This is a genomic window from Hymenobacter monticola, from assembly GCF_022811645.1.
Lineage (GTDB): Bacteria > Bacteroidota > Bacteroidia > Cytophagales > Hymenobacteraceae > Hymenobacter > Hymenobacter monticola.
Map to the genome: position 1 here is coordinate 3610635 of NZ_CP094534.1, position 26882 is coordinate 3637516.

Annotated in this window: 16 protein-coding genes; 12 read left to right on the forward strand and 4 right to left on the reverse strand. The window is 62.5% G+C overall.

Annotated elements, in window-relative coordinates; genetic code table 11:
- Positions 1-70: 70 nt before the first annotated feature.
- The 4 genes from MTP16_RS14975 to MTP16_RS14990 all read right to left on the reverse strand — a co-directional run bounded on the left by MTP16_RS14975 (position 71) and on the right by MTP16_RS14990 (position 3538).
- Positions 71-265 (reverse strand): hypothetical protein, encoded by a 195-nt coding sequence (locus MTP16_RS14975; protein ID WP_243511050.1) that lies wholly within the window; start codon positions 263-265, stop codon positions 71-73.
- On the reverse strand, positions 258-1253 hold the full coding sequence (locus MTP16_RS14980) for a PspA/IM30 family protein (protein ID WP_243511052.1): 996 nt from the start codon (positions 1251-1253) through the stop codon (positions 258-260). The genes MTP16_RS14975 and MTP16_RS14980 overlap by 8 nt, the downstream gene beginning before the upstream one ends.
- Before the next feature lie 4 nt (positions 1254-1257).
- A complete protein-coding gene (locus tag MTP16_RS14985; RefSeq protein ID WP_243511054.1) occupies positions 1258-1953 on the reverse strand; it encodes a hypothetical protein in 696 nt (231 codons plus the stop codon).
- A 406-nt stretch (positions 1954-2359) separates the two neighbouring features.
- Positions 2360-3538, reverse strand: a complete 1179-nt coding sequence (locus MTP16_RS14990) for a LacI family DNA-binding transcriptional regulator (RefSeq protein WP_380286623.1) — start codon at positions 3536-3538, stop codon at positions 2360-2362.
- Between the two features lie 325 nt (positions 3539-3863).
- Here MTP16_RS14990 and uxuA point away from each other — a divergent pair, with 325 nt between their 5' ends.
- From uxuA to MTP16_RS15050, 12 genes are all read left to right on the forward strand, one after another.
- Complete coding sequence (gene uxuA, locus MTP16_RS14995) at positions 3864-5108, forward strand: mannonate dehydratase (RefSeq protein WP_243511058.1); 1245 nt, start codon at positions 3864-3866, stop codon at positions 5106-5108.
- Positions 5109-5129: 21 nt separating this feature from the next.
- The gene (locus MTP16_RS15000) at positions 5130-7247 is read left to right on the forward strand and encodes an alpha-glucuronidase family glycosyl hydrolase (protein WP_243511061.1); all 2118 of its coding nucleotides are present in this window, start codon (positions 5130-5132) and stop codon (positions 7245-7247) included.
- A 27-nt stretch (positions 7248-7274) separates the two neighbouring features.
- A complete protein-coding gene (locus MTP16_RS15005) occupies positions 7275-8105 on the forward strand; it encodes an SDR family NAD(P)-dependent oxidoreductase (RefSeq protein WP_243511062.1) in 831 nt (276 codons plus the stop codon).
- 63 nt (positions 8106-8168) lie between these two features.
- Entirely contained in the window at positions 8169-11273 is a 3105-nt protein-coding gene (locus MTP16_RS15010) for a SusC/RagA family TonB-linked outer membrane protein (protein ID WP_243511064.1), read from the forward strand.
- 12 nt (positions 11274-11285) lie between these two features.
- Positions 11286-13235, forward strand: coding sequence for a RagB/SusD family nutrient uptake outer membrane protein (locus MTP16_RS15015; RefSeq protein WP_243511066.1), 1950 nt, complete (start codon positions 11286-11288; stop codon positions 13233-13235).
- Positions 13236-13397: 162 nt separating this feature from the next.
- Positions 13398-15365, forward strand: a complete 1968-nt coding sequence (locus MTP16_RS15020; protein WP_317244065.1) for a sialate O-acetylesterase — start codon at positions 13398-13400, stop codon at positions 15363-15365.
- A gap of 42 nt (positions 15366-15407) precedes the next feature.
- Positions 15408-16919, forward strand: coding sequence for a xylulokinase (locus tag MTP16_RS15025; protein ID WP_243511076.1), 1512 nt, complete (start codon positions 15408-15410; stop codon positions 16917-16919).
- The gene (gene xylA, locus MTP16_RS15030; protein WP_243511079.1) at positions 16912-18243 is read left to right on the forward strand and encodes a xylose isomerase; all 1332 of its coding nucleotides are present in this window, start codon (positions 16912-16914) and stop codon (positions 18241-18243) included. The genes MTP16_RS15025 and xylA overlap by 8 nt, the downstream gene beginning before the upstream one ends.
- Before the next feature lie 654 nt (positions 18244-18897).
- Positions 18898-20013, forward strand: coding sequence for an endo-1,4-beta-xylanase (locus MTP16_RS15035; protein WP_243511092.1), 1116 nt, complete (start codon positions 18898-18900; stop codon positions 20011-20013).
- Between the two features lie 98 nt (positions 20014-20111).
- Complete coding sequence (locus tag MTP16_RS15040; RefSeq protein ID WP_243511095.1) at positions 20112-22703, forward strand: glycosyl hydrolase 115 family protein; 2592 nt, start codon at positions 20112-20114, stop codon at positions 22701-22703.
- A 69-nt stretch (positions 22704-22772) separates the two neighbouring features.
- Positions 22773-25106: a glycoside hydrolase family 127 protein gene (locus tag MTP16_RS15045; RefSeq protein ID WP_243511097.1), complete on the forward strand. Its 2334-nt coding sequence runs from the start codon at positions 22773-22775 to the stop codon at positions 25104-25106.
- 81 nt (positions 25107-25187) lie between these two features.
- Entirely contained in the window at positions 25188-26870 is a 1683-nt protein-coding gene (locus MTP16_RS15050) for a glycoside hydrolase family 43 protein (protein WP_243511099.1), read from the forward strand.
- The last annotated feature ends 12 nt before the right edge of the window (positions 26871-26882 follow it).

Sequence of the window (26882 nt, forward strand, 5' to 3'; positions counted from 1 at the left end):
AGTAAAGGCAAAAGAGGGGTGGGGCGCCCGTGTGGGGCGCACTGATATTGAGTTATTTGAAAGGGGGTGATTAGCGGCTGGCCGTAATGCTGTCGGCTACTTTGGCCGTGATGCGGAGCGTGGCGGCGGCCGCGCTTCCTTTGCGTTGGGCCGACTGCATCACGCGGGTGGCCGAAATGCTTGGGCTATGCGCCGCCACATGTTCAGTCGGGGCAACGTGGCCCAGCAGGCTCACCAGGCCGCAGGCCAGCAAAAAGCTAATCAAGCAGGCTAGCGTAGGCATCATCGGAGGCTTTTTTGGTGGCGGAAAAAGATTGGGGGGCTTGCGGCTTTTCGTTGAGCACAGCGTTGAAATCGCCCTTCTGGTACTTGGTGAGCAGGGCCTGGCCCTTCTCGCTCATCACGCCGTTCTGGATATCCATCTCCTTGACGAACTCCTGCGAGTAGCGCATGGCCTGCTTAATCTGGCCGAGCTGCTGGGCCATGTCCTGGGCCACGCGGTCGGTGGCCAGGTCGAAGAAGTACTTCTTGTCGGGGTCGCCGCGCAGGATGTTCATGGCCGCGCGCATGCCGGAACTGGTGCGTTTCACCAGCGCATATTCGTCTTTCAAGAGGTTGACTTTGAACTTGCTGCCGTCAATCTGGCGCAGGGCGGCTTTGAGTATCTGGCGCATCACCACGCTCACGTTGGCCGTGGTGGTGGCCATCGGCTGCAGGCGCTGATTGTAGTCCTGAATCTGGGCTGCGCGGCTGGCGTAGCTCTCAGCCATGTCCTTTTCGCCTTGGCGCGAAGCGGAGTTGGCCAGGGCCAGGTACTCCTTCATCTGGGCATCGTTGGCGGCCAGCTTACGCTTCACCAGCTCGTGGGCGCCCTCGATGTTGGTCACCTCGGCGTCCATCTTGCGGGCCTCCTTCTCAGTGTTGCGGATGTAATCTTCCATCACGCCGATGGGGTCGGTGTTCACAAAAATTCCGGCGGCAGTGCGCAGAATTCGCTGCCCGGCGTACCACAGCCCGGCCTGAATGCGCTTGTTCGTCACCAGCAAAAACAGCACGAACAGCGAACCAAGCCCGATGCCCAGCTTCACGGTGTCAAACACCATATCCACGAGGAAGGGCAGAATTACGCCCCAGTAGTACACGGCCGTCCCGGTCAGGCCCAGGAGCACCACGCGCCCGGCCATTTTCTCCGGCTTTTGCCACTTGGGCAGGCCCGTGTCGGTGTCAGTAGTAGTGTTGAGCAAAGTGTTCATGGCGTTAGTTGGTTGAAGAAGGGGTGGAAGGGGAGGAGTTGAGGAAATTCTGGGCGGCCTGGCGATGGGCCTGTAAGTCGGCCGCGGCAGCCGCGTGGGCCAGCTCGTAGGACGCAAGGGCAGCCTGCGTTTTCTGCTTTTCAGCCTGCGCCTGCTGCTGGATTTCGCGCAGTTGCTGGCTCTTTTGGGCCAGCTGCTCGGTGAGGGACGCCACCTCGGTTTGCAGCTGGGTTTCGCGTTGGTGCAGTAGCGCTAGCGGGCCGGGCGGAGCTTTGGCGTCGGCGGTTTCACCCATCTTTTCGCGGTGGCGTTGCAGCACCCGGGCGCGGTCGTCGGCCAGCTTGGTGACCAACTGCTCGGCCGAGGCCAGCAGCGCCGTCTGGTTGGTGCCGGTGAGGGCGGCGAAGGCGTTGAAAGCCGTTTGGTAGAGCAGCGGGCCGGTGAGGCCGCTGCCGGCCATGCTTTTCACCATCTTGGTGTATGCCCCAAAGTCCTTGCCGTCGCCGGCCAGCAAGCTGGCAATGTGGTCGAGGTGGCGCTGCTCCGCCTGAGTAACAGCGGGCGCCGGGCCGACCGGCAGTGGAGCCGTCTGGCTAGGCTGCGCGGCGATTGGGGCCGGAGCGGAGGCTTCGCGGGCCGCGCCATCGTCTTCGATGAAGAAGTCCTTGGCGGCTTTGGTGAGGTTATTAAGAATGGCCATGGCGGCAGGTGTGGTTGGTGACCTCCACCTAATGCCAAGACCAGTGCCGAATCCGGAAATAATTTTTGCTATTACCGATTAAGTGTTAATAATCAATGTTTTAAATAAAAATGCCCCACCGAACACGAGGCTCGACGGGGCAATATTTTTTCAAAATGGAAAGACTGTTTTTTCAATTCAATAATGAAAAAGCAGTGGTTTCTTGAAATGCAGACCGTCATACCGCGCCCAGCCGAGGCATCTCACTCGGGACAGCAATTAATGGCATTGTAACAAAGCGGCAGAGATGCTTCGACTTTGCTCAGCATGACCGTTCTGGGTCGTCCGAGCGAGATGCCTCGGCTGCGCGTGGCACGATAGCCTTTTTGTTCGTTGCGCTGCCCATCTTGTGCGCTTCACGCATTCATTATATACTCAATCTGAATAATTCCCCCTCTCCCTTCAGCGACGACTGCCGGATTCTTAAATCGCCGGAAATCACGAACGTGCGCGGCTGAAAATGCTCCTTCTGCTGCACCTGCTCCAGAAACAGCCGGGCGGCCTGCTGCCCGATGCGGTAGGGGTGGAGGTCGACGGTGGTGAGGCCGGGCTCAATCATGGCGGCCATGAATTCATCGCCGAAACCCACCACGGCCATTTGCTGGGGCACGCGCACGCCGCGCTTTTTCAGGGCCACCAGCAGGTCGAAGGCATTAACGTAGTTGATGGCGAAAATGGCATCGGGCGGCTCGGGCAGGGCCAGCCAGGCATCAAGGGTCGCTTCGGCCTCTTCCGTTCGAAAATCGATGTGCACTTCGTACTCCGGACGCAGGGGCAGGTGGTTGCGCTTGAGGGCGTGCTGGTAGCCGGCCAAGCGGTTGCGGCTGATGAGCAGCGACTCGGGCCCGGCCAGGATGGCAATGCGCCGCGCGCCCTGCTGAATAAGGTGCTCGGTCACATTATAAGCCCCGTTCCAGTCGTCGAGAATGACCTTGGCGCTGTCCACCTCGTTGCTCACGCGGTCGAAGTGCACCACCGGAATGCCCCGGCAGGCACTGGGCTTTACGTGGTCGAAGTTCTCGGTTTCGCGCGAGTGGCAGATGAGCAGGCCGTCGACCTGGCTGGCCACCAGGGCCTGCACGTTGCTCACCTCGGTGCGGTAAGATTCCTTTGACTGACAAATCATTACCCGGTAGCCCGCCTCCGTGGCCACCTCCTGAATGCCGCTCACGGCGGTGGCAAAAAACGGCCGCTCAAGGTCCGGAATCAGCACGCCCAAGGTGTGGGTTTCGCGGCTTTTGAGGCTCTGGGCCAGCAGGTTGGGCTGGTAGTCGAGCTGGCGGGCGGCGTCGAGGATGGCTTGGCGCGTGACGGGGCTGATGTCGGTGTGTCCGTTCAGCGCCCTCGACACCGTGGAAGACGCCACCCCCACGGCTTTGGCCACGTCGCCGATGGTGGTTTGGGTGCGCCGCCGGTCGGGCACGGCCCCCTTCTTCTCTTCGGTGAAATGGTAGTCGCAAATCTTGCAGAGGTAACGCTGCCGCCCCCGAACGAAGCCTGCCTTCAACACCGAATCCGAAAGCTTACATTTTACGCAGGTTATCATTGCTAATTGGACTGATTTTAGAATTATGCCGTTGCAAGCTGAATCGTGGGCTCGTCATGTGAGTACTCACTCAAATATACCCCACAAAAATATTTTTTCAGCACCGTGCCACGAAGTTAACTATCGGCATCGTTTCCGGAAACGATGCCGATAGTTTTGATTCGATTTCTTTTAAATTTGGGCGTTTTTGCGGGAATCAAAATGGTGAGTGTATCCATACATTCGGTAAATAATCAGCCGAGCTACCTATCTGCCGCTATTACGGTGCTCTTCTGGTCAAAAAGGTCAGGATATAACACAAATTGAATTTTTCCTAACTGCTGCCATGCTTCACACAATGCGCTGGTTTGGGCCCCACGACCCGGTTTCGCTCTTCGACATCCGCCAGGCCGGGTGTGCGGGCGTGGTCACGGCCCTGCACCAGCTGCCCGTGGGGGCGGTGTGGCCGGTAGCCGAAATTCAAGCCCGCCAGCAGCTCATCGCCGCCAACAATGCCACCCATGCGCCCCTGCACTGGGCCGTGGTGGAAAGCCTGCCGGTGCACGAGGCCATTAAGAAAGGCTTGCCCGCGCGCGAGCAATACATAGCCAACTACAAGGTGTCGCTGCGCAACCTGGCGGCCTGCGGCATCCGCACGGTGTGCTACAACTTCATGCCGGTGCTGGACTGGTCGCGCACCAACCTGAGCTACGAGATGCCCGACGGCTCGCGGGCGCTTCGCTTCGTGTGGCAGGACTTCGCCGTGTTCGACCTCTGCATTCTGAAGCGCCCCGGCGCCGCAGCCGACTACGAAGTGGCAGTGGCCGCGGCCGCCCGGCAGCAGTTCGCGGCCATGAGCGCCGAGGAGGTAGCTGCTCTTACTAATACCGTGCTGTTGGGCTTGCCCGGCTCGGAAGAGGCCTTTGAGCTGGCCAATTTCCAAAGCCTGCTGAACGAGTACGCCGAAATCGATGCGGCCACGCTGCGCGCCAACCTGCACTACTTCATTCAGCAAGTGGCGCCGGTGGCCCAGGAACTGGGCATTGGGCTCTGCATTCACCCCGACGACCCGCCCTACCCGCTGCTGGGCCTGCCCCGCGTGGTGAGCACGGCCAACGACCTAGCGGCGCTGTTTGCCGCCTGCGACGTGCCGGCCAACGGCCTCACGTTCTGCACGGGCTCGCTGGGCGTGCGGGCTGATAACGACCTGCCGGCCATTGCCCGGCAGTTTGCTTCCCGCATTCATTTCATCCATCTGCGGGCCACCAAGCGCGAGGACAACCCGCGCAACTTCCACGAGGCCGACCACCTCGAAGGCGACGTGGACATGTACGCCGTGGTGCGCGAGCTGGTACTGGAAGAGCAACGCCGGGCCGCTAGCGGCGAAGGCGTGAGGGCTATTCCCATGCGCCCCGACCACGGCCACCAGATGCTCGACGACCTCAACAAAAAAACCTACCCCGGCTATTCCGCCATTGGCCGCCTGCGCGGGCTGGCCGAACTGAGGGGCCTGGAATACGGCATCCGGCGCGGCCTTGAAGCCGAAGCTCCATCCGCGGCGCACCTCACCGAAACCGCTGCCTACGCTTAACCCTCCCTCCCAATCCCACCCATGCTGCTCCGGTCACTATTGCTTCTGTTGGTACTCGTTGGCGCCGCGCCCCTCTGCCGGGCCGACGACGGCTACCGGCTGTGGCTGAAGTACGACCTGGTGGCCGATGCCGGGCAGCGGGCGCAGTACCGCGCCGCCGCGCAGTTCATCAGCAGCAATGGCGCGGATGCAGTGCTGAAGACAGCGGCCTCAGAGCTGCAGCGTGGTTTGCAGGGCCTTTTGGGCCAGCCGGTGCCGCTGGTGGCAAAAGGGGAGAGCACCAAGCGCGGTATTTTGCTGGCAATTGACCCCTCCGCAAACGTTTTAGGAAATCCTGCCAGCAAGGAAGGCTACCGCATTTCGACGCAGGGGCGCAACCTCGTGGTGACGGGTGGGAGCGGGGCGGGCGTGCTGTACGGCGTATATGCCCTGCTGCGGCAGGTGCAAACCGGGCAGTCGCTGTCCAACCTGAACGTGAGCAGCAGCCCGCGCATTCAGTACCGCCTGCTCAACCATTGGGACAACCCCAACGGCACCGTGGAGCGCGGCTACGCGGGCAGCAGCATCTGGAAATGGTATGAGCTGCCCCAGCTGCTCGACCCGCGCTACACCGACTACGCCCGCGCCAACGCCTCCATCGGCATCAACGGCGTGGCCATCAACAACGTGAACGCCAGCGCCCGCTACCTCACAGCCGAATACATTCAGAAGGTAAAAGCGCTGGCGGGCGTGATGCGTCCCTACGGCATCCGGGTGTACTTGTCGGTATTCTGGGCGGCGCCCAAGGTAATTGGCGGCCTGAAAACCTCCGACCCGCTCGACGCGCAGGTGAAGCAGTGGTGGACGGCCAAGGCCGAGGAAGTGTACAAGGAGATTCCCGATTTCGGCGGCTTCCTGGTGAAGGCCAACTCGGAGGGCGAGCCCGGTCCGCAGGACTACGGCCGCACCCACGCCGACGGCGCCAACATGCTGGCCGCCGCGCTGGGCCAGCACGACGGCATTGTGATGTGGCGCGCTTTCGTGTACAAGGCCGGCAGCGGCGACCGGTTCAAGCAGGCCTACGAGGACTTCAAGCCGCTCGACGGCACGTTTGCCCCCAAGGTGCTGGTGCAGGTGAAAAACGGTCCGATTGACTTTCAGGCCCGCGAGCCCTTCCACCCGCTGTTCGGGGCCATGCCCAAAACGCCGCTGGTGCTCGAAGTGCAGATTACCCAGGAGTACCTCGGATTTGCCTCGCACCTGGTATACCTGGCACCGATGTTCAAGGAGTGCCTCGACGCTGATACGCAAACCAAAGGCCCCGGCTCGACGGTGGCCAAGGTAGTGGACGGCAGCCTCGACCAGCACCGCATCAGCGGCATCGCGGGTGTGGCCAACATCGGCTCCGACCGCAACTGGACCGGCCACCCCATGGGCCAGGCCAACTGGTATGCCTTCGGCCGCTTGGCCTGGGATTATAATCTGACTTCTAAGGCTATTGCCACGGAGTGGACCAAGATGAGCCTGACCCGCGAGCCCCAGGCCGTGGCCACCATCGTGGACGTGATGAACAAGTCGCGCGACATTTACGTGCGCTACACCACGCCGCTGGGCCTGCACCACATCATGGGCCAGAACATTCACTACGGCCCCGAGCCCTGGCTGGCCGACGCCGGCCGCCCCGACTGGACCGCCGTGTACTACCACAAAGCCGACGCCGCGGGCCTGGGTTTCGACCGCACAGCGGCGGGCTCCAATGCCCTGAGCTTGTACTCGCCTGGTGTGCAAAAGCAATGGGGCGACGCCAAGACCTGCCCGCTCAACTACCTGCTCTGGTTCCACCATGTGAGCTGGATGCAGCCGCTGCCCACCGGCCGCACCCTCTGGAACGAGCTGGCCACCCGCTACTACACCGGCGCCGACTCGGTGACGTGGATGCAGCAGCGCTGGGCCAGCGTGAAGCCCCAGGTGGACCCCGCTCTGCACGCCGACGTGACGGCCCGGCTCGAAATTCAGCGGCGCGAGGCGCTATGGTGGCGCGATGCCTGCGTGCTCTACTTCCAAAGCTTCTCTAAGCAACCCATTCCCGCACCCTTCACGCCGCCCACGCGCACCCTGGCCGACATCAAAACGCTGGTCGACCTCTACCAGCTGAAGTAAGCAAGCGCTAACAACCTTTCCTTCGATATGAAAAATATACTTTCCTCCACCGGTCAGCATGGCCACTCCGAAGCAGTCGTCACCGAGGCGCAGCAGCGGCACGCCGACGTGTTTTCGCTGGAGGGCAAGCTGGCCCTGATTACGGGCGGCGGCACGGGCATCGGGCTGGCCATAGCCCAGTGCATGGCCGAAGCCGGGGCCACGGTGGTCATCACGGGGCGGCGCGAGGCGGTGCTGCAGGAGGCGGTGGCGACCATCGGCGAATCGGCTGAGTACGTGGTGAACGACGTGACCGATTTGTCGGCCATCGACGCCCTAGTGGCTGAGGTGGAGGCCTCCTATGGTCCGCTCGACATCCTGGTGAACAATGCCGGCATCAACCTGAAGAAGCCCGCGCTGGAAGTGACAGACGAGGATTTTAGCCGCATTCTGCACACGAACCTGCACTCGGTGTTCGCCCTCACGCGGGCCTGCGCCAGCCGCATGATGGCCCGCCAGCAGGGCGTGATTCTCATGATTTCCTCGATGGCCGCCTACTACGGCATCGACCGGGTGGTGGCCTACGCGGCCTCCAAGTCGGCGGTGGAGGGCATGGTGAAGGTGCTGGCCTCGGAGTTTTCGGGCCAGGGCGTGCGGGTGAATGCCATTGCGCCGGGCTTCATCGAAACGGCCATGAGCCGCACGGCCATGAACTCGGACCCCGACCGCCGCGACCGCGCCATGCGCCGCACGCCCATGGGCAAGTTTGGCCAGCCCAACGACATCGGCCATGCCGCGGTGTTCCTGTCCTCTGATGCGGCCCGCTACATCACCGGCGCCTCGCTGCCCGTGGACGGCGGCAACTCCATTGGTTTTTAATCCCGCCTGAATCTTTCACTCACAAAAACCTTTAAACCAATCATAAACAAAATTCCCACCAACATGAAATCACCCATACAAAAATCGGCCTTGCGACTGAGCTGGCCCTTTCTGCTTGCTACGGGGTTCCCGGTGGCAAGCAGCTTGCTAACGCCGGTGGTGGCCCAGGCCCAGGCCACCCAAACCGTGTCGGGCCGCGTGCTGGGCACCGACGGCACGGGCATTCCCGGCGTCAACGTGGTGGTGAAAGGCACCAACGTGGGCACCGTGACCGACGTGGAAGGCAAGTACTCGCTGCCGGCCGCGCAGGGCACCACGCTGGTGTTCTCCTTCGTGGGCTTCACGGCGCAGGAAGTGCCGGTGGGGCGCGATGCCACCATCAATACAGTGACGCTGACCACCGACACCAAAGCCCTGGATGAAGTGGTGGTGGTGGGCTACGGCACCCAGCGGGCCGAAGCCGTGACGGGTTCGGTGGCGTCCATCAGCGGCGAAGCGCTGCGCGAAGTGCCCGCGGCCAACATCACGCAGGCCCTGCAGGGCCGACTGCCCGGCGTGCAGCTGTCGCAAACCTCCTCCCAGCCCGGCGCGGCCACGCAAATCCGCATCCGCGGCACCCGCTCCCTCACGGCCAGCAACGACCCGCTGATTGTGCTGGACGGCATTCCGTTTCCGGGTTCTATCGGCGACATCAACCCCAACGACATTGCCTCGGTTGACATTCTGAAGGATGCCTCGGCCACGGCCATCTACGGCTCGCGCGGCGCCAACGGCGTGGTGCTCGTGACCACCAAAGGCGGCAAAAAAGGGCAGAAAGCCCAGGTGACCTACGACGGCTTTGTGGGCGCCAAGACGCTGTTCTCGCGCTTCCCCATGATGAACGGGCAGCAATTTGCGCAGCTGCGCAAGGACGCCGGCATCTACAAAAACACCCTCGACGAGTCCGACGACGTCAACACCGATTGGCAGAAGCTGCTGTACCGCACCGGCTTCCAAACCAACCAGAACGTGGGCCTGAACGGCGGCACCGAAAACGGCCGCTACAACTTCAACGCGGGCTACTACCAGGAGCAAGGCGTTATCCCGACCCAGCAGTACACCCGCTACTCGGTGCGGGGCACGCTCGACCAGGGCGTGGGCAAATACGTTCGGTTGGGCTTCACCACCAACAACACCTACAGCCTGACGGAGGGCTCCAACGTGGGCGTGTACAGCTCCCTGACTTCGTCGCCCATCGCCAATCCGTACAACGCGGACGGGTCGCTGAAGCGGGTCATCAAAATGCCGCTGGACGACCAGTGGGTGACCACCAAGGACGTCATCGAGGCCAACAAAGACAAGTGGCTGAGCCAGACGCGGGCCTTTGCCAGCTACAACGCCCTCTTCGGCGAATTCAAGATGCCGGGCGTGGAAGGCCTGAAGTACCGCGTGAACCTGGGCGTGAACTACCGCCAGAGCCAGGGCGGCGGCTTTACGGGGGCGGGCATCAACAGCGCGGTGGCGACCACGCCTTCCTCGGCCTCGGTGAGCTACGGCCTGACCACCGACTACACCGTTGAGAACATCCTGTCTTACGACCGCACCTTCGCCGGGAAGCACAACATCAACGCGTTGGCCTTGTATTCGGCCTCGAGCAACGTCTTCAACCAGACGCGGATTACGGGCCGGGACATTCCTTCCGACGCGTTCCAGTTCTACAACATCGGGCTGGCGGCCACCGACATTGTGGTGAACCCCGGGGAACAGATTTACTCGAAATTCGGGTTGCTGTCCTACATGGGCCGTGTGATGTATTCCTACGACGACCGGTACCTGCTGTCGGCCACGCTGCGTTCGGACGGCTCCTCGCGCCTGGCCCCCGGCCACAAGTGGAACACCTACCCGGCCGTGTCGGTTGGCTGGAACGTGGCCAAAGAAGGCTTCATGCAGGACGTGACGGCCGTGAACATGCTGAAGCTGCGCGCCGGCTACGGCGTCACGTCGAACCAGGCGGTGAACCCTTACTCCACCCTGGGCCGCCTCTCCACCCGCCCCTACAACTTTGGCCCCACCGGCTATCAGACGGGCCTGTTCGTGACCGAACTGCCTAACCCTACGCTGGGCTGGGAGTACTCGAAGACCTGGAACTACGCCCTGGACTTCGCCTTGCTGAAAAACCGTCTGTCGGGTACGGTGGAGTACTACATCACCAACACCGAAAACCTGCTGCTTGGCTTGCCGCTGCCGGCCACTTCGGGCGTGAACAGCTACACGGCCAACATCGGTGCCACCCAGAACAAAGGCATCGAGCTGTCGCTGAACGGCGTGATTCTGGAAAACCTGAACGGCTGGACCTGGGAAGCGGGCGTCAACCTGTACGCCAACCGCAACAAGATTACCTCGCTGGCCGGTGAGCAGCAGCGCGACGAAGGCAACTGGTGGTTTGTGGGCAAGCCCATCAACGTGGTGTACGACTACGAGAAAGTGGGCCTGTGGCAGCAGGAAGACCCCTACCTGAACGTGCTGGAGCCCGGCGGAAACGTGGGCATGATTAAGGTGAAATACACCGGCGGCTACAAGCCCGACGGTACTCCTGAGCGTCCCATTGGCGTGCTCGACCGCCAGATTCTGGACGTGAACCCCAACTTCCTGGGTGGCTTCAACACCCGCGTGGCCTACAAAGGCTTCGACTTGTCGGTAGTGGGTGCCTTCCAAAACGGCGGCCTGCTCAACAGCACCCTCTACGGCTCGTCGGGCTACCTGAACCTGCTGAACGGCCGTCGCGGCAACGTGCAAGTGGACTACTGGACGCCCACCAACACCGGCGCCAAGTACCCCAAGCCGGGCGGCATCACCAGCGGCGACAACCCCAAATACGGCTCGACGCTCGGCTACTTCGATGCTTCCTACCTGAAAGTGCGCACCATTTCGCTGGGCTATAACTTCGACAACATGACGTGGCTGAAGAATGCCGGCGTGAGCCGCCTGCGCCTCTACGCCACGGCCCAGAACCCCTTCGTGTTCTTCTCGCCCTACAAGAAAGAGTCGGGCATGGACCCCGAAACCAATTCCTTCGGCGACGAAAACGCGGCCGTGCCCCTGGCCCAGAACCTGCGCCGCATCCTGACGCTGGGCACCAACGCCCCGGCCACCCGCACCTACATCGTGGGCCTCAACCTCACTTTCTAAGCAACTCAACCGATGAAATCCCTGAATATAAAATTCTTAGCGGGTGCTGCCGTCCTCGCCATGGCTTCCACCAGCTGCTCGAAACTGCTGGATGAAGAGCCCCGCAGCATTTACGAGCCCGGCTTCTTCTCCACCGAACGGGGCGTGAACGGCGGCCTGACCTCGATGTACGCGCACTTGCGCTACATCTACGGCAACGCCTACTACTACAACGCCACCCTGACCGGCACCGACGAAGCCACCTGGGGCCGCGACGCCGACGAGAACTTCCTGGCCATGGACCTCTCGGGCCGTGCCGCGCTGAACGCCAACAACAGCCGGGCGGATGTGCTGTGGGTGAATGCTTTCCCCAACATCAACACGGCCAGCGGCATCATCAAGAACGCCACCGCCGTGGGCATTTCGCCGGCCCTGGTGGCCGAGGCCCGGTTCTTCCGCGCCTTCGACTACTTCATGCTGGTGCAGACCTTTGGCGGTGTGCCCCTGGACCTGGGGGCGGGCGACCTGCAATTCAACACCAACCCCATTCGCACCTCGACGCGCAACACGGTGCCCGAGGTGTACACCAAGGGCGTTTTCCCGGATTTGCTGCAGGCCGTGAATGACCTGCCGGCAACGCCGCGGGTTATCGGCGGCGCCACCAAAACGGCGGCCCGCCTCTACCTGGCCAAGGCCTACCTGACCTACGCCTGGTGGCTCGAAAACCCCAACAACATCCCCACTTACCCGGCGGCGCCGCGCACCGACCCGGCCGGTAAAACCGCTCAGTACTACTACCAGCAGGCCTACGACGTGGCCACGGCCGCCATCAACGACCCGGGCCCGTTCCGCTTGCAGCCCACCTACTACGACGTGAACGTGGCCACCAACGACCGCAACACGGAAATGCTGCTGTTTGCGGACCACACCGAAAGCAGCGAGCTCTACAACGGCGGTAGCCTGACCTTCGGCAGCGGCGGGTCGCCCGACAACTTCGCCGGCTGGATGATGACCTGGAACTACACCAACCTGCGCAGCGCCGCGAACCCCGACGGCACGGGCCCGGTATCGTCCGTGCAGCGGGAAGCTGCCCAGGCGCTGGGCCGCCCCTGGAACCGCATGGCGCCCACCATCGACGTGCTGGAGAACACCTTTGCCGACAAGACGAACGACTCGCGCTACGACGGCACCTTCACGACGACGTACCGCGGCAACTGGCCCAAGGCCGGCGTAGCAAACGCGACGCTGTACAATGCCAACAACCAGGCCGTTACCCCCGGTAGTGCCATCCTGACCTTCCTGGACTCGGAGCCCGCTACTCCCATTACCTACCCCAGCGGCACCGGCGCGAACAACGTAGGCGCCGGCGTACTGCCCGGCCGCCCCGATTACGTGATTTCGCCGCGCGGCATCAGCCGCATCGTGTACCCCGGCCTGTGGAAGCTCGGCCCCTACCGCACCGACAACGGCACGGGCCTCGGCCAGCCCAACGCGGGCAGCACCCGTCCGTTCAACATCGCCAAGTTCTCGGAGCTCTACTTCGTAGCGGCCGAGGCCGCCGTGAAAGGCGCCACGACCAGACCCAACCAAAGCGCCCGCGAGTTGATTAACGTGATTCGCGCCCGCGCCGGCAAGTGGCGTTTCGACAACAACGGCAACGTGGCCAAAGTGCAGGACAACAGCGCGGCCATGATGGCGGCCACCCCGGCCACCATCACCGTCAACTACATCCTGGCCGAGCGTTCGCGCGAGTACTACGCCGAAGGCTACCGCTGGTTCGACCTGGTGCGCACGCAGAAGTGGAACGAACTGGCCTCGACCTACCGCATTGCGGGCACGGCCTACGGCGACCACACGCCTGCTACCGTGACGCGTACCATCCAGCCCTTCCACTACCTGCGCCCCATTCCGCAGGTTCAGCTCGACCGGATGGATGTGTCGCCGGACGTGAAAGCGACCTACCAAAACCCCAGCTATAACTAGCCGGGAAGGAATGAAAAGACTGGCTAGCGCCGTACGATTAGCCAGTCTTTTCAACCTTTTTGCCCTCTCATAAATAAGCCCCGGTTTCGTCCTGAAACCGGGGCTTATTTATGAGAGGGTACTGGTTTTGGCCCTTTTGGCTACCCTTCTGTTGCTATGTCAATGAAATTCAATACGTTTGCTGTCGCACTGCTGCTGAGCGTGCCCCTCGTCCACAAAGCCGCCGGCCAGGTGCGCCTGCCGCGCCTCGTGAGCGACGGCATGGTGCTGCAGCGCGAGGCCGACGTGCGCATCTGGGGCTGGGCCAAGCCCGGCGAGGCCGTGGCGGTAAGCTTCCTAGGCAAAACCCATAAGGCCACTACCGGCGCCGATGGCAAGTGGACCGTGCAGCTGCCGCGCCTGAAAGCGGGTGGGCCGTACGAGATGAATATCAAGGCCAGCAACCAGGTGGCGGTGAAGGACATTCTGGTGGGCGACGTGTGGCTGTGCTCGGGCCAGTCGAACATGGAAACGCCCATGAGCCGCCTGCGCGACAAGTACCCCGACGTGGTGGCCCAGGCCGCCAACCCCAAGATTCGCCAGTACGAAGTGCCCCTGACCTACAACTTCCAGCGCCCCCAACAGGATGTGACCGGGGGCAAATGGATTGCGGCCGACCCGCAAACGGTGCTCAAGTTTTCGGCCGTGGCCTACTTCTTCGCCAAGGAAATCAACGCCAAGTACCAAGTGCCGGTTGGCATCATCAAAGACGCCGTGGGCGGCTCGCCGGCCGAGGCCTGGCTGAGCGCCGAGGGCCTGAAGCAGTTCCCGACCTACGAGCAGCAGCTGGCCAAGTATAAGGACAGCACCGTGGTGCTCGGCATCCGGCAGCGCGAAGGCGCCGCGGTGGCCAACTGGTACCAAACCCTCTACAAAACCGACCAGGGCGAGGCCCGCGGCCAGCAAAAATGGTCGGCACCCGACTACGACGCCAGCAGCTGGCCCACCATGCCGGTGCCCGGCTTCTGGGCCAACCAAACCCCGCTGGGCCCCGTGAACGGCGTGGTGTGGTTCCGCAAGGACGTGGACGTGCCGGCCGCCATGGTGGGCCAGCCTGCCCGCCTGGAGCTCGGCACGCTTGTCGACGCCGACTCCACCTACATCAACGGCCAGCTGGTGGGCGGCACCGGCTACCAGTACCCGCCCCGTAAATACGACGTGAAGCCCGGCGTGCTGAAAGCCGGCAAAAACGTGGTGGTCGTGCGCCTCATCAGCAACGGCGGGCGCGGCGGCTTCACGATGGATAAGAAGTACGAGCTGACCGCCGGCGGCCAGACCATCGACCTGCGCGGGCCCTGGCAGTACAAGCTGGGCGCCACCATGCCGCCCACGCCCGGCACCACCACGTTTCAGTACACACCGGGCGGCTTGTTTAACGGCATGATTGCGCCCGTGCTTCCCTACGCCATCAAGGGCGTGCTGTGGTACCAAGGTGAGAGCAACGCCGGCCGCACCGGCGACTACCAGGCCCTGTTCAACGGCATGATTGCCGACTGGCGCCGGCAGTTCAAGCAGCCCAACCTGCCGTTCCTCTACGCGCAGCTGCCCAACTTCATGGCCGCGAAGAAAGAGCCGTCGGAAAGCGGCTGGGCCCAGGTGCGCGACGTGCAGCGCCGCGGCTTGGCCCTGCCCCACACCGGCATGGCCGTGATTCTGGACGCCGGCGAGTGGAACGACATTCACCCCCTGGACAAGCAGACGCCCGGCCACCGTCTGGCCCTGGCCGCCCAGAAAGTGGCCTACGGCGAAAGCAAGGTGGTTTCTTCGGGCCCCCTCTACCAGTCCATGCAAACCAACGGCAACAAGGTGACGCTGAGCTTCAGCAGCACCGGTAGCGGCCTGGTGGCGAAGGGCGGGGGCGAGCTGAAAGGTTTCGCCATTGCCGGCCCGGACAAGAAATTCGTGTGGGCTCAGGCCAAAATTGAAGGCAGCAAGGTAGTGGTGTGGAGCGACCAGGTGCCCAACCCCGCCGCGGTGCGCTACGCCTGGGCCGACAACCCCGAAGGCGTAAACCTGTACAACAAAGAGGGCCTGCCAGCTTCCACCTTCACTACTGAGCCGGAGGTGCCGGGCGCCACCAGCCGGCTCTAGCGCTGGTTTGAGCCCCGCAACAAGTATTACTTAATTATCCCCATGAAATACCTCCTCGGCTACGACATCGGTAGCTCTTCTATCAAAGTTTCATTGCTCGACATTGCCACCGGGCAAGCCGTGGCGGCCGTCACCTCGCCCAAACAGGAGATGGAAATCAGCGTGCCCCAGGCCGACTGGGCCGAGCAGCGCCCCGAGCGCTGGTGGCAGGAATGCGTGAACGCCACCACCGAGCTCAAAGCGAAATATGGCTTCGATACCTCGCTGGTGGCCGGCATCGGCATCACCTACCAGATGCACGGCCTCGTGCTGGTGGACCAGGCCGGCAAGGTGCTGCGCCCGGCCATCATCTGGTGTGACAGCCGCGCCGTGGACCTCGGCAACCAGGCTTTCGCCGAAATGGGCGAGGAGTATTGCTTGGAAAACTTTCTGAACTCGCCCGGCAACTTCACCGCCTCCAAGCTGAAATGGGTGCGCGAAAACGAGCCGGAGGTGTACGCCCAAATCCATAAGATTCAGCTGCCCGGCGACTACATCGCCTTCAAGATGAGCGGCCAGCTGCAAACCACCGTATCGGGCTTGTCGGAGGGTGTGTTCTGGAATTTCAAGCAGCAAGCCATTGCGCAGGAGCTGCTCGACTACTACGGCATCAGCGCCGACCTGCTGCCTGAGGTGGTGGACACCTTCTCGGTGCAGGGCCAGCTGAGCGCCGGGGCCGCGCAGGAGCTGGGCCTCACGGCCGGCACAGGTATTTGCTACCGGGCCGGCGACCAGCCCAACAACGCCTTCTCCCTCAACGTGCTGAACCCCGGCGAAATCGCGGCCACGGCTGGTACCTCGGGCGTGGTGTACGGCATCACCGATGCCCCGGCCTCCGACCCGGCCTCGCGCGTGAATGCCTTCGTGCACGTCAACCACACGGCCGAGCAGCCCCGCAACGGCGTGCTGATGTGCATGAACGGCACGGGCATCCTGAACAGCTGGCTGCGCAAAATGGTGGGCGAGCTGCCCTACGACGAGATGAACCGCCGCGCCGCCCAGGCGCCGGTAGGAGCGGAGGGCCTGGTGTTCCTGCCCTTCGGCAACGGCGCCGAGCGCATCCTCGAAAACCGCCCCACCGACGCCGAGCTGCGCGGCCTCAACTTCAACGTGCACAGCCAAAACCACCTGCTGCGCGCCGCCCAGGAGGGCATCGTGTTCGCCCTGATTTACGGCATGAACATCATGCGCCAGATGGGGGTGCAGGTGCGCACCGTGCGCGCTGGCAACGCCAACATGTTCCTGAGCCCGGTGTTCCGCGAGGCCTTCGTGAACGCCGGCGACGTGACGCTGGAGCTCTATAACACCGACGCGGCCCAGGGCGCGGCGCGCGGCGCGGGCATCGGCGCCGGCGTGTACGCCAGCGCGGCCGAAGCTTTTGGCGGCCTCGAACGCATCCTCACCGTGGAGCCCACCGACGGGCTTCGCGACCAGTACCAGGCGGCGTACGGCCGCTGGCAAGACGCTTTATCCACTATCATTCCCCAACCAATTTCTTCCCTAGCTCATGTCTAGCATCACCCTCTCGAAAACGGAATTTTTCACGGGCATCGACACCATCCGGTTCGAAGGCCGCGAGTCGGACAACCCGCTGTCCTTTAAGTGGTACGACGAAAACCGCGTGGTGGCCGGCAAGACCATGAAGGAGCACCTGCGCTTCGCCACGGCCTACTGGCACACCTTCACCGGCACGGGCGGCGACCCGTTCGGCCCTGGCACCAAGAACTTTGCCTGGGACTCGCACCACGAAATCATCGGCCGCGCCAAGGACAAGGCTGATGCCGCGTTTGAGTTCTTCACCAAGCTCGGCACGCCCTACTACTGCTTCCACGACATCGACCTGGTGGACGAAGGCAACTCGCTGGCCGAGTACGAGCGCAACCTCGCCACCATCGTGGACTACGTGAAGCAGCACCAGCAGGAAAGCGGCGTGAAGCTGCTGTGGGGTACGGCCAACGTGTTTTCGAACCCGCGTTACATGAACGGCGCCAGCACCAACCCCGACTTCCAGGTGGTGGCCCACGCCGGCACGCAAGTGAAAAACGCCATTGACGCGACCATCGCGCTGGGCGGCGAGAACTACGTGTTCTGGGGCGGCCGCGAGGGCTACATGACCCTGCTGAACACCGACATGAAGCGCGAACAGGCCCACATGGCCCGCTTCCTCACCATGGCCCGCGACTACGCCCGCCAGCAGGGCTTCACCGGCAAGTTTTTCATCGAGCCCAAGCCGGCCGAGCCCACCAAGCACCAGTACGACTTTGATGCCGCCACCGTCATCGGCTTCCTGCGCGAGCACGGCCTGCAGGACGACTTCCAGCTGAACCTGGAGGTGAACCACGCCACGCTGGCCGGCCACACCTTCCAGCACGAGCTGCAGGTGGCCGCCGACGCCGGGATGCTCGGCAGCATGGACGCCAACCGCGGCGACTACCAGAACGGCTGGGACACCGACCAGTTTCCGAACAACCTCAACGAGCTGACCGAGAGCATGCTCATTATTCTGGAAGCCGGTGGCATCACCCAGGGCGGCATCAACTTCGACGCCAAAACCCGCCGCAACTCAACCGACCTCGAAGATATCTTCATCGCCCACATCGCGGGCATGGATGCCTTCGCCCGCTCGCTCGTCATCGCCAACGACATCTTGGAGAAGTCGCCCTACCGCAAGTTCCGGAAGGACCGTTACGCCTCGTTCGATTCGGGCGAAGGCAAAGCTTTCGCCGCCGGCCAACTGACGCTGGAAGACCTGCGCACCATTGCCCACAAACTGGGCGAGCCCACGCCCCGCAGCGGCAAGCAGGAGTGGCTGGAAGCCATTATCAACCAGTACATCTAGTCGATTGACCCCCTCTCCCGCGGAGAGGGGGCACCGGTCATGCCTCATGCGAAAATCGTTCGGCTCCCCCTCTCCGCGGGAGAGGGGGCCGGGGGGTGAGGCGCCCATTAGAACAAAAAACGGAACCGGCCAGCCGCTGAAATGGTGGGAACAGTGAGGCGGCTGGCCGGGGAAGTTTTTGGTTTTGAGTAAGCGGAGGCTTGCAGCCTGCTGCAACAGGCACGCAAGTTTAAGAGGCGTTTTGGTAAGCATGTCGGCCTGAGGTGAGCGGGCCGCCAGTGCGAAATGGATAAGTTATCCGGCTGCCGAAACGCCTCTCCGTTTGCTTGGGTGGCTTTTCATAGGTCGCCTTTGGGTTCTCACGTTGAAATTTTGGTGGGGTTCATTCCCACAAATTCTTGCGGGCTCGATAGAGTTGCTATCAGCCCGCATCGGGCGCAGTGCGCCCGTCGCACAAACACATTTAATGGCCGCTGGCATGGCCCGATGCTTCTTTTTCGGAGCAAAGGACCGTGGGCTGCAGCGGAAAAATATGCCGCTACCTGGCGCCAATGCTGGCGTTGGAAACTACGCAAGTCGGTAGTTGGGCTGGCAATCAATTTAGAAAAAGCGGGGCAGCGCCGGACGCTCGACCCTTTTGCGATACATCCTACTATGAAAGCTCATAAGTTTTTTATTTACAGCGCGCTGGCGGGCATTGGCCTTGGCTTTGTGCAAAAGTCAGAAGTGCCCTTGAAGGACGCCTTCAAGAAAGACTTCTACGTGGGGGCCGCCCTCAGCTACCGCGTGACGAGCGGGCGAGATACCAAGACTGCGGCCCTGGTCAAGGAGCAGTTCAACACCATCAGCCCCGAAAACCTGCTGAAGTGGGAAGCCGTGCACCCGCAGCCCGACCAGTACAACTTCAAGCCCGCCGACGACTACGTGGCCTTCGGGCAGGCAAACAAGATGTTCACCATCGGCCACACGCTGATGTGGCACCAGCAAACCCCGAAATGGGTGTTTGAGGACGGCGCCGGCAAGCCCGCCAGCCGCGAGCTGCTGCTCAAGCGCCTGGAAGAGCACATCAATACCGTGGTGGGCCGCTACAAGGGCAAAATTGCCGGCTGGGACGTGGTGAATGAAGCCATCGACGACCAGCAGGGCGACCTGCGCAAAACCAAATGGCTGGAAATTCTCGGCGAGGACTTCGCCGCCAAAGCCTTTGAGTACGCCCACAAAGCCGACCCGAAAGCCGAACTCTACTACAACGACTACAGCCTATACCGCCCCGAAAAGCGGGAGGGCGTCATCAAGTTGGTGAAGAGCCTGCAGGCCAAGGGCATCAAGGTAACCGCCATCGGGATGCAGGGCCACTACGGCCTCACCAAGCCCAGCCTGGAGCAGGTGGAGGCCAGCATCGTGGCTTTCTCGAAGCTGGGCGTGCACGTCAACTTCACGGAGCTCGACATCGACGTGCTGCCGAACCCGAGCCGCCGCCAGGGCGCCGACATCGCCGAGACCTTCGGGGCCGACCCTAAATACAACGTGTACACCACCGGCCTGCCCGATTCGGTGCAGCAAAAGCTGACCAAGCGCTACGCCGACCTGTTTGCCCTGTTCCACAAGCACCGCGACGTCATCGACCGCATTACCCTCTGGGGCGTGACCGACGCGGATTCCTGGCTGAACGACTGGCCTATCCGGGGCCGCACGAGCTACCCCTTGCTGTTTGACCGCAATTTCCAGCCGAAACCGGCGCTGCAGGCTGTGTTGCAAGCCGCAAAATAGGGGGAGAAGTAGCGTGGACTCTGCGAGTCCGCGCCTAGTCGAACGTCCCGGCCTGCGCGGACTCGCAGAGTCCACGCTACATCATTACGGCATTCTCTATGAAAACCACATCCTTCCGCCTGTTCCTTCTGCCTATAGTAGTACTGTTCGCCACCGTTAGTGCGCAGGCCCAAACTATAGGTAAGGCCACCGCACCGGCCATCAAAAGCAAGGGCGATTTCACGCTGGCCGCGGCTGGCAAAACGGCGCCCATCTATGCCAGTGCGGCCGAGTGGCCGGGCGTGCTCCGGGCTGCCAAAGACCTGCAGGCCGACGTGCAGCGCGTAACCAAAACGGAGCCACGCTTCAGCACCGAAAAGCCGGCCGGGGCGGAAGTCGTCCTCATTGGCACCATCGGCAAAAGCCCGCTGATTGACGGGCTGGTGAAGGCCGGCAAGCTCAGCACGGCCGGCGTGGCGGGCAAGTGGGAAACCTTTGTGCGGCAGGTGGTGATGGACCCGCTGCCCGGCGTGAAGCAAGCGCTGGTGATTGCCGGCAGCGACAAGCGCGGCACGATTTACGGCATCTACGACCTTTCGCAGCAGATTGGAGTGTCGCCCTGGTACTGGTGGGCCGACGTGCCGGTGAAGCCGCAAACGACGCTGCGCATCCCGGCCGCGCGGCACACGCTGGGCGAGCCAGCGGTGAAGTACCGCGGCATCTTTCTGAACGATGAGGCGCCCGCGCTCACGGGCTGGTCCAAGGAGAAATTCGGCGGCATCAACTCCAAGATGTACGTGCACGTGTTTGAGCTGATTCTGCGGCTGAAGGGCAACTACCTGTGGCCCGCCATGTGGGGCAACGCCTTCAACGACGACGACAAGCTGAGCCCGGTGCTGGCCGACGAGTACGGCATCGTGATGGGCACCTCGCACCACGAGCCCATGCAGCGCGCCCAGCAGGAGTGGAAGCGCTACGGCCACGGCCCCTGGAACTACCAAACCAACGACACCACCCTGCGCCGCTTCTGGCGGCAGGGCATCCGCAACATGGGCACCAAGGAGAGCATCGTGACCATGGCCATGCGCGGCGACGGCGACGAGCCCATGAGCGAAGACAGCAATATTGCCCTGCTCGAAAAAATTGTGGCCGACCAGCGGAAAATTCTGGCCGAAGAAACCCACAAGCCCGCCAACCAAACCCCCCAGCTCTGGGCCCTCTACAAGGAGGTGCAGGACTACTACGACAAGGGCATGCGCGTGCCCGACGATATGACCCTGCTGCTCTGCGACGACAACTGGGGCAACCTGCGCAAGCTGCCCAAGCCCGGGGACGCGCCCCGCAAGGGCGGCTACGGCATCTACTACCACTTCGACTACGTGGGCGGCCCGCGCAGCTACCGCTGGCTGAATACCAACCCATTGCCGCGCGTGCGGGAGCAAATGCATCTGGCCTACGAACACGGCGTGAAGCAGATTTGGATTGTGAACGTGGGCGACCTCAAGCCCATGGAACTGCCCATTTCGTTCTTCCTCGACTACGCCTGGAACCCCGATAAAATCAAGGCCGACCAGGTGGCGGCTTACACGCAGCGCTGGGCCAGCCAGCAGTTCGGTCCGAAGTACGCGGCCGACATTGCCGACATCCTGGCCAAGTATGCCAAGTACAACGGCCGCCGCAAGCCTGAGCTAATTGATGCCAACACCTACAGCCTGGCTACCGGTGAGTGGGCCAAAGTAGTAGCCGACTACAACCAGCTGCTGACCCGCGCCGAGGCCATCAACCAGCAGCTGCCCGCCGCCGACCGCGACGCCTTCTACGAGTTGGTGCTGCACCCGGTGCAGGCCTGCGCCAACCTTAATGAAATGTACTACACTGTGGCGCTGAACCGCGAGGCCGCCAAAACAAACCAGCCGAACACCAACGCGCTGGCGGAGAAAGCGAAGGCGCTGTTTGCTAAAGATGCCGAAATCAAAAACCGCTACCACGCCGTGGCCAGTGGTAAATGGAACCACATGATGGACCAGATGCACATCGGCTACACCTCCTGGCACGATGAAAAGGCCGACATCATGCCGCAGGTGGTGACGCTGCCCGCCGGCGCCACGCCCACGCCTGCTGCCACTCCGGCGGAGCCCGCTACCGGCGCTTACGTGTCGCTGGAGGCGGAGCAGTACACCAAGGCCGTGAACGCCGGCCCCGTGAGCTGGCAGCGCCTGCCCGACCTGGGCCGCACGCTGGGAGCCGTGAGCACCTACCCCACCACGGTGGCGCCCACCGAGGCTCCGGGCGGCAACAGCCCGCACCTGGAGTACCGCATCAACCTAACCCAGGCCGGCCCCGTGACGGTGAGCGCCTATCTGGCCCCGACCCTCGACTTCACCAACACCACCGGCCTGCGCTACGCCGTGTCGCTCGATGATGAGGCGCCGCAAATCATTAATCTGCATACGGGCATCAAGCCCGGCGAAAGCAACCTGCCCTGGGAGCGCATTGTGGCCAAAAGTATTAATCTGAAAACCTCGCAGCACAACGTGGCCGCGGCCGGTTGGCACACCCTCAAGTTCTGGCGTGTGGACCCCGGCGTGGTGCTCGAAAAGCTGGTGGTGAGTGCAGGCGAGCTGCCCGCCACCTACCTGGGCCCGCCGGCCAATGCCACAAGCGCTGCCGCTGAGCCTAAAAACGGGAAAGGCAGCCTGGGCCAGCGCTAGGTTTTGGGTAAGCATTTCATGCAAAAGATGTTGACGAACAAAGGGAAATTCCTGCTTTTGACGGTATCAATGCTGCCTGCATTGGCTTCAGGGCAGGCAGTGAAGCTGCAAAGCTTCCCCGTGGCGGATGTGCGCCTGCTGGACAGCCCGTTCCAGCAGGCTCAGCAGACAGATATGGCCTACCTGCTGGCACTCAACCCCGACCGGCTGCTGGCGCCCTACCTGGCCTCGGCGGGCCTGCCGCCCAAGGCCGAGTGCTACGGCAACTGGGAAAACACGGGCCTCGATGGGCACATGGGCGGCCACTACCTCTCGGCGCTGGCCTACATGTACGCCGCCACCGGCGACGCGCAGGTGCAGCAGCACCTCAACTACTTCGTTGACCAGCTGGACGCCTGCCAGCTGAAAAGCGGCAACGGCTACCTGGGCGGTGTGCCCGGCGGCCCGGCCATGTGGGCAGAGGTGAAGGCCGGTAACATCAAAGCCAACAGCTTCGGGCTGAACCAGAAATGGGTGCCGCTCTACAACCTGCACAAAACCTACGCCGGCCTGCGCGACGCCTACGCTGTAGCCGGCAATGCTAAAGCCCGCGGCATGCTCATTAAGCTGACGGACTGGTTTCTGGACCTGACAGCCAACCTCAGCGACGCACAGTTGCAGGAGATGATGCGCAGCGAACACGGCGGCCTGAACGAGATTTTCGCCGACGTGGCCGACCTGACGCACGACCGCAAGTACCTGGCGCTGGCCCAGCGCTTTTCGCACCAGGCCGTGCTACAGCCCCTGCTGGCTGGCAAAGATGTGCTCAACGGCATGCACGCTAACACGCAGATTCCGAAAGTCATTGGTTTCGAGCGGGTGGCGGAAGTAGGCGGCGACCCGGCCTGGGGCGGGGCCGCGGCCTTTTTCTGGAAAACGGTGGTGGAAAACCGGACGGTTTCCATTGGCGGCAACAGCGTGAGCGAGCACTTCAACCCGGCCACCAACTTCACCTCTATGCTGGAAAGCACCGAGGGACCGGAGACGTGCAACACCTACAACATGCTCAAGCTTAGTAAGGAGCTGTACCTGGCCGGCGGCGATACCAAGTACCTGGACTACTACGAGCGGTCAACTTACAACCACATTCTGTCGTCGCAGCACCCGGGGCAGGGGGGCTTTGTGTACTTCACGCCCATGCGGCCCCGCCACTACCGGGTGTATTCGCAGCCGCAGGATGGCTTCTGGTGCTGCGTGGGCTCGGGCCTGGAAAACCACGGCAAATACGGCGAGCTGGTGTACGCGCACCGCGGGCCGCAGGAGCTGCTGGTCAACCTGTTCATCCCATCTCGCCTCAACTGGGCCGAGCAGGGGCTGACCCTGACGCAGGAAACGACTTTTCCCAACGAGGAACGCACGCAGTTGAAGCTCAGCCTGAAAAAGCCGCGCACCTTCGCGCTCAGCATCCGGCAGCCGAAATGGGTACCGGCGGGCCAACTGCAAGTACAGGTGAATGGCCGGCCGGTGGCCACCAGCGCGGGCGCGCCCGGCTACGTGAAGCTGAGCCGCAAGTGGCGCTCGGGCGACGTGGTGAGCGTGGCCCTGCCCATGACTACCACGGCTGAATACATGCCGGACAAGTCCTCTTGGGTGTCGTTTGTGCACGGCCCGGTGGTACTGGCCGCCGTCACGGATACCACCGATTTAAAGGGCTTGCGGGCCGACGGCGCGCGCATGTCGCACGTGCCCAGCGGCAAGCTTTACCCCATTGAGGAAGCGCCGGTGCTGGTTTCGGCCGGCCTCAACGTGGCCGAGGGCATCAAGCCCGTGGCGGGCCAGCCGCTCACCTTCACCGCCGCCGGGCTGATTGATTCGGAGAAATACCGCAACGTGCAACTGGTGCCGTTTTACCAGATTCACGACGCCCGCTACATGGTGTACTGGCCAGTGACGACGCCCGCCGGCCTGCTGGCCCGGAAGGAGGAGTTGCGGCGCAAAGACGAAGAAAAGCGGGCCCTCGAAGCCCGCACCGTGGACCAGGTGACCCCCGGCGAGCAACAGCCCGAGTCCGACCACGGCTTCCAGGGCGAGCAAACCGAAACCGGCACCCACCGCGACCGGCACTGGCGCCACGCCAAAGGCTGGTTCAGCTACAGCCTGCGCAACCCGCAGCGCAACGCCCGCACCCTCCGCGTGACCTACGCGGGCGGCGACAAGAACCGCCAGTTTACTATTCTGGTGAATGGGCAGCTGTTGGCAAAAGTGCAGATGGAAGGCAATCAGACTGGCGATTTTTACGACGTGGAATACGCCCTGCCCGAAGCCCTTCGGCAGCCCAACGCCCCAACGGCGCTCACCGTGAAGTTTCAGGCGGCCGCAGAGTCTACGGCCGGCGGCGTTTACGACGTGCGGCTGCTGAAATAGCGCTGTCCTTGTTGGCTTGGGCGAGTTCGCACTGATTTAAAAACCTAAAAAACACTTACGAAAAGCATTTTTCGCATCAGCATGAAATCCAAACTACTTCAAGCAATTCTGCCTACTGCACTTGCGTTGCTGCCTTTTTCGGGCGCGTTTGCACAATCGATTGAGTTGGTGAATCCCATCCTCAGTGGCTTTTATCCCGACCCCAGCATTGTGAAGGTGGGGGCCGATTATTACCTGGTCAATTCCACGTTTTCCTACTACCCGGGCATTCCGGTGATGCACAGCCGCGACCTCAAAAACTGGAAGCAGGTGGGCAACGTCATCAGCCGGCCGTCGCAGATGAACTTCCTGGGCGACCGCATGACACGGGGCCTGTTTGCGCCCGCCATTGAGTACCACAATGGCACGTACTACGTCACGTGCACGCTCATCGACCACAAGGGCAACTTCGTGGTGACGGCCAAGAACCCCGCCGGGCCGTGGAGCGACCCCACCTTCCTGCCCCAGGTGCGCGGCATCGACCCGTCGTTGTATTTCGAGGGCGACAAGGCCTATGTCATTTACAACAGCGACCCGCCCGACAACAAGCCGCTCTACGACGGGCACCGCTCCATCAAAATCATCGAGATGAACCCGCAGACGCTGCAAACTGTGGGCGAGGCGAAAATCGTGGTGAACGGCGGCGTGGACCTGAGCAAAAAGCCGGTCTGGATAGAGGGCCCGCATCTGATGAAGCGCAATGGCTGGTACTACCTCTACGCGGCCGAGGGCGGCACCTCGGTGAACCACACGGAGGTGGTGTTCCGCAGCAAGGAGCCGCTGGGCCCGTTTGTGCCCTACGAGAAGAATCCCATCCTCTCGCAGCGCGAGCTGCCGAAGGACCGCAAAGACCCCATCACCTCGGCCGGGCACGCGCAATTTGTGGAGGGGCCGGATGGCAAAACTTACGCCATTTTCTTGGCCGTGCGGCCCTACGAGGGCAATTTCTACAACACCGGGCGCGAAACCTTCATCGTGCCCGTGGAGTGGAAAGACGAGTGGCCGGTGATGAACCCAGGCCCCAATGGCGTGCAGTACAGCTACAAGGCCAATTTCCCGGAGGTGAAACAGCCCGGCGCCCGGCCGCAGAGCGGCAACTTCGGCTACACCCTCACCTTTGAAAAGCAACTGGACCCGGCGTTGCTGTTCCTGCGCACCGTGGACAGCACCAGCTTTTCGCTAAGCAAAGCCAAGGGCCTCACCCTGAAACTGAAGCCCGAAACTGTGGCCGAAACCGGTAACCCGGCCTTCATTGGCAAGCGGCAGCAGCACCTGTACTGCACTGCCGAAACCGAGCTGACGTTCGCGCCGAAAGCGGCCAACGAAAAGGCTGGCCTGGCCATCTTCCAGGACGAAAAGCACTTCTACTACCTCTGCAAGTCGGGGGACGGCGGCAAGCCCATGCTGCAACTCTTCAAAAGCACCGCCGATGCGAAGCAGCCGGAGCTGCTGGCCCAGGCGCCGCTGAAGTCAGCCACGGGCAGCGTGCAGTTGCGCATTCAGGCCCAGGCCGATAAGTACAGCTTCCAGTTCTCGGAAAATGGCAAGGCGTGGACCACGCTCAAGGACCAGGTGGATGGCAAGTTCCTGAGCACGCAGGTGGCGGGCGGCTTCATCGGCTGCACGTTTGGGATGTATGCCACGTCCTCTGGCCAGCCCACCACCAACACGGCCTCCTTCAAGTGGCTCAAATACGAGGGCAACGACCCCATGTACAAGAAATAATGCCCGAGTTGA

What these genes read in the sequence shown, in the direction of transcription:
- MTP16_RS15025 (WP_243511076.1), top strand. Translation starts at nt 15,408, where the DNA reads ATGAAATACCTCCTCGGCTACGACATCGGTAGCTCTTCTATCAAAGTT.
- MTP16_RS15015 (WP_243511066.1), top strand. Translation starts at nt 11,286, where the DNA reads ATGAAATCCCTGAATATAAAATTCTTAGCGGGTGCTGCCGTCCTCGCC.
- MTP16_RS14990 (WP_380286623.1), bottom strand. Translation starts at nt 3,538, where the DNA reads ATGATAACCTGCGTAAAATGTAAGCTTTCGGATTCGGTGTTGAAGGCA.
- uxuA (WP_243511058.1), top strand. Translation starts at nt 3,864, where the DNA reads ATGCTTCACACAATGCGCTGGTTTGGGCCCCACGACCCGGTTTCGCTC.
- xylA (WP_243511079.1), top strand. Translation starts at nt 16,912, where the DNA reads ATGTCTAGCATCACCCTCTCGAAAACGGAATTTTTCACGGGCATCGAC.
- MTP16_RS15020 (WP_317244065.1), top strand. Translation starts at nt 13,398, where the DNA reads ATGAAATTCAATACGTTTGCTGTCGCACTGCTGCTGAGCGTGCCCCTC.
- MTP16_RS15035 (WP_243511092.1), top strand. Translation starts at nt 18,898, where the DNA reads ATGAAAGCTCATAAGTTTTTTATTTACAGCGCGCTGGCGGGCATTGGC.
- MTP16_RS15010 (WP_243511064.1), top strand. Translation starts at nt 8,169, where the DNA reads ATGAAATCACCCATACAAAAATCGGCCTTGCGACTGAGCTGGCCCTTT.
- MTP16_RS14985 (WP_243511054.1), bottom strand. Translation starts at nt 1,953, where the DNA reads ATGGCCATTCTTAATAACCTCACCAAAGCCGCCAAGGACTTCTTCATC.
- MTP16_RS15000 (WP_243511061.1), top strand. Translation starts at nt 5,130, where the DNA reads ATGCTGCTCCGGTCACTATTGCTTCTGTTGGTACTCGTTGGCGCCGCG.
- MTP16_RS15040 (WP_243511095.1), top strand. Translation starts at nt 20,112, where the DNA reads ATGAAAACCACATCCTTCCGCCTGTTCCTTCTGCCTATAGTAGTACTG.
- MTP16_RS15050 (WP_243511099.1), top strand. Translation starts at nt 25,188, where the DNA reads ATGAAATCCAAACTACTTCAAGCAATTCTGCCTACTGCACTTGCGTTG.
- MTP16_RS15045 (WP_243511097.1), top strand. Translation starts at nt 22,773, where the DNA reads ATGCTGCCTGCATTGGCTTCAGGGCAGGCAGTGAAGCTGCAAAGCTTC.
- MTP16_RS14980 (WP_243511052.1), bottom strand. Translation starts at nt 1,253, where the DNA reads ATGAACACTTTGCTCAACACTACTACTGACACCGACACGGGCCTGCCC.
- MTP16_RS15005 (WP_243511062.1), top strand. Translation starts at nt 7,275, where the DNA reads ATGAAAAATATACTTTCCTCCACCGGTCAGCATGGCCACTCCGAAGCA.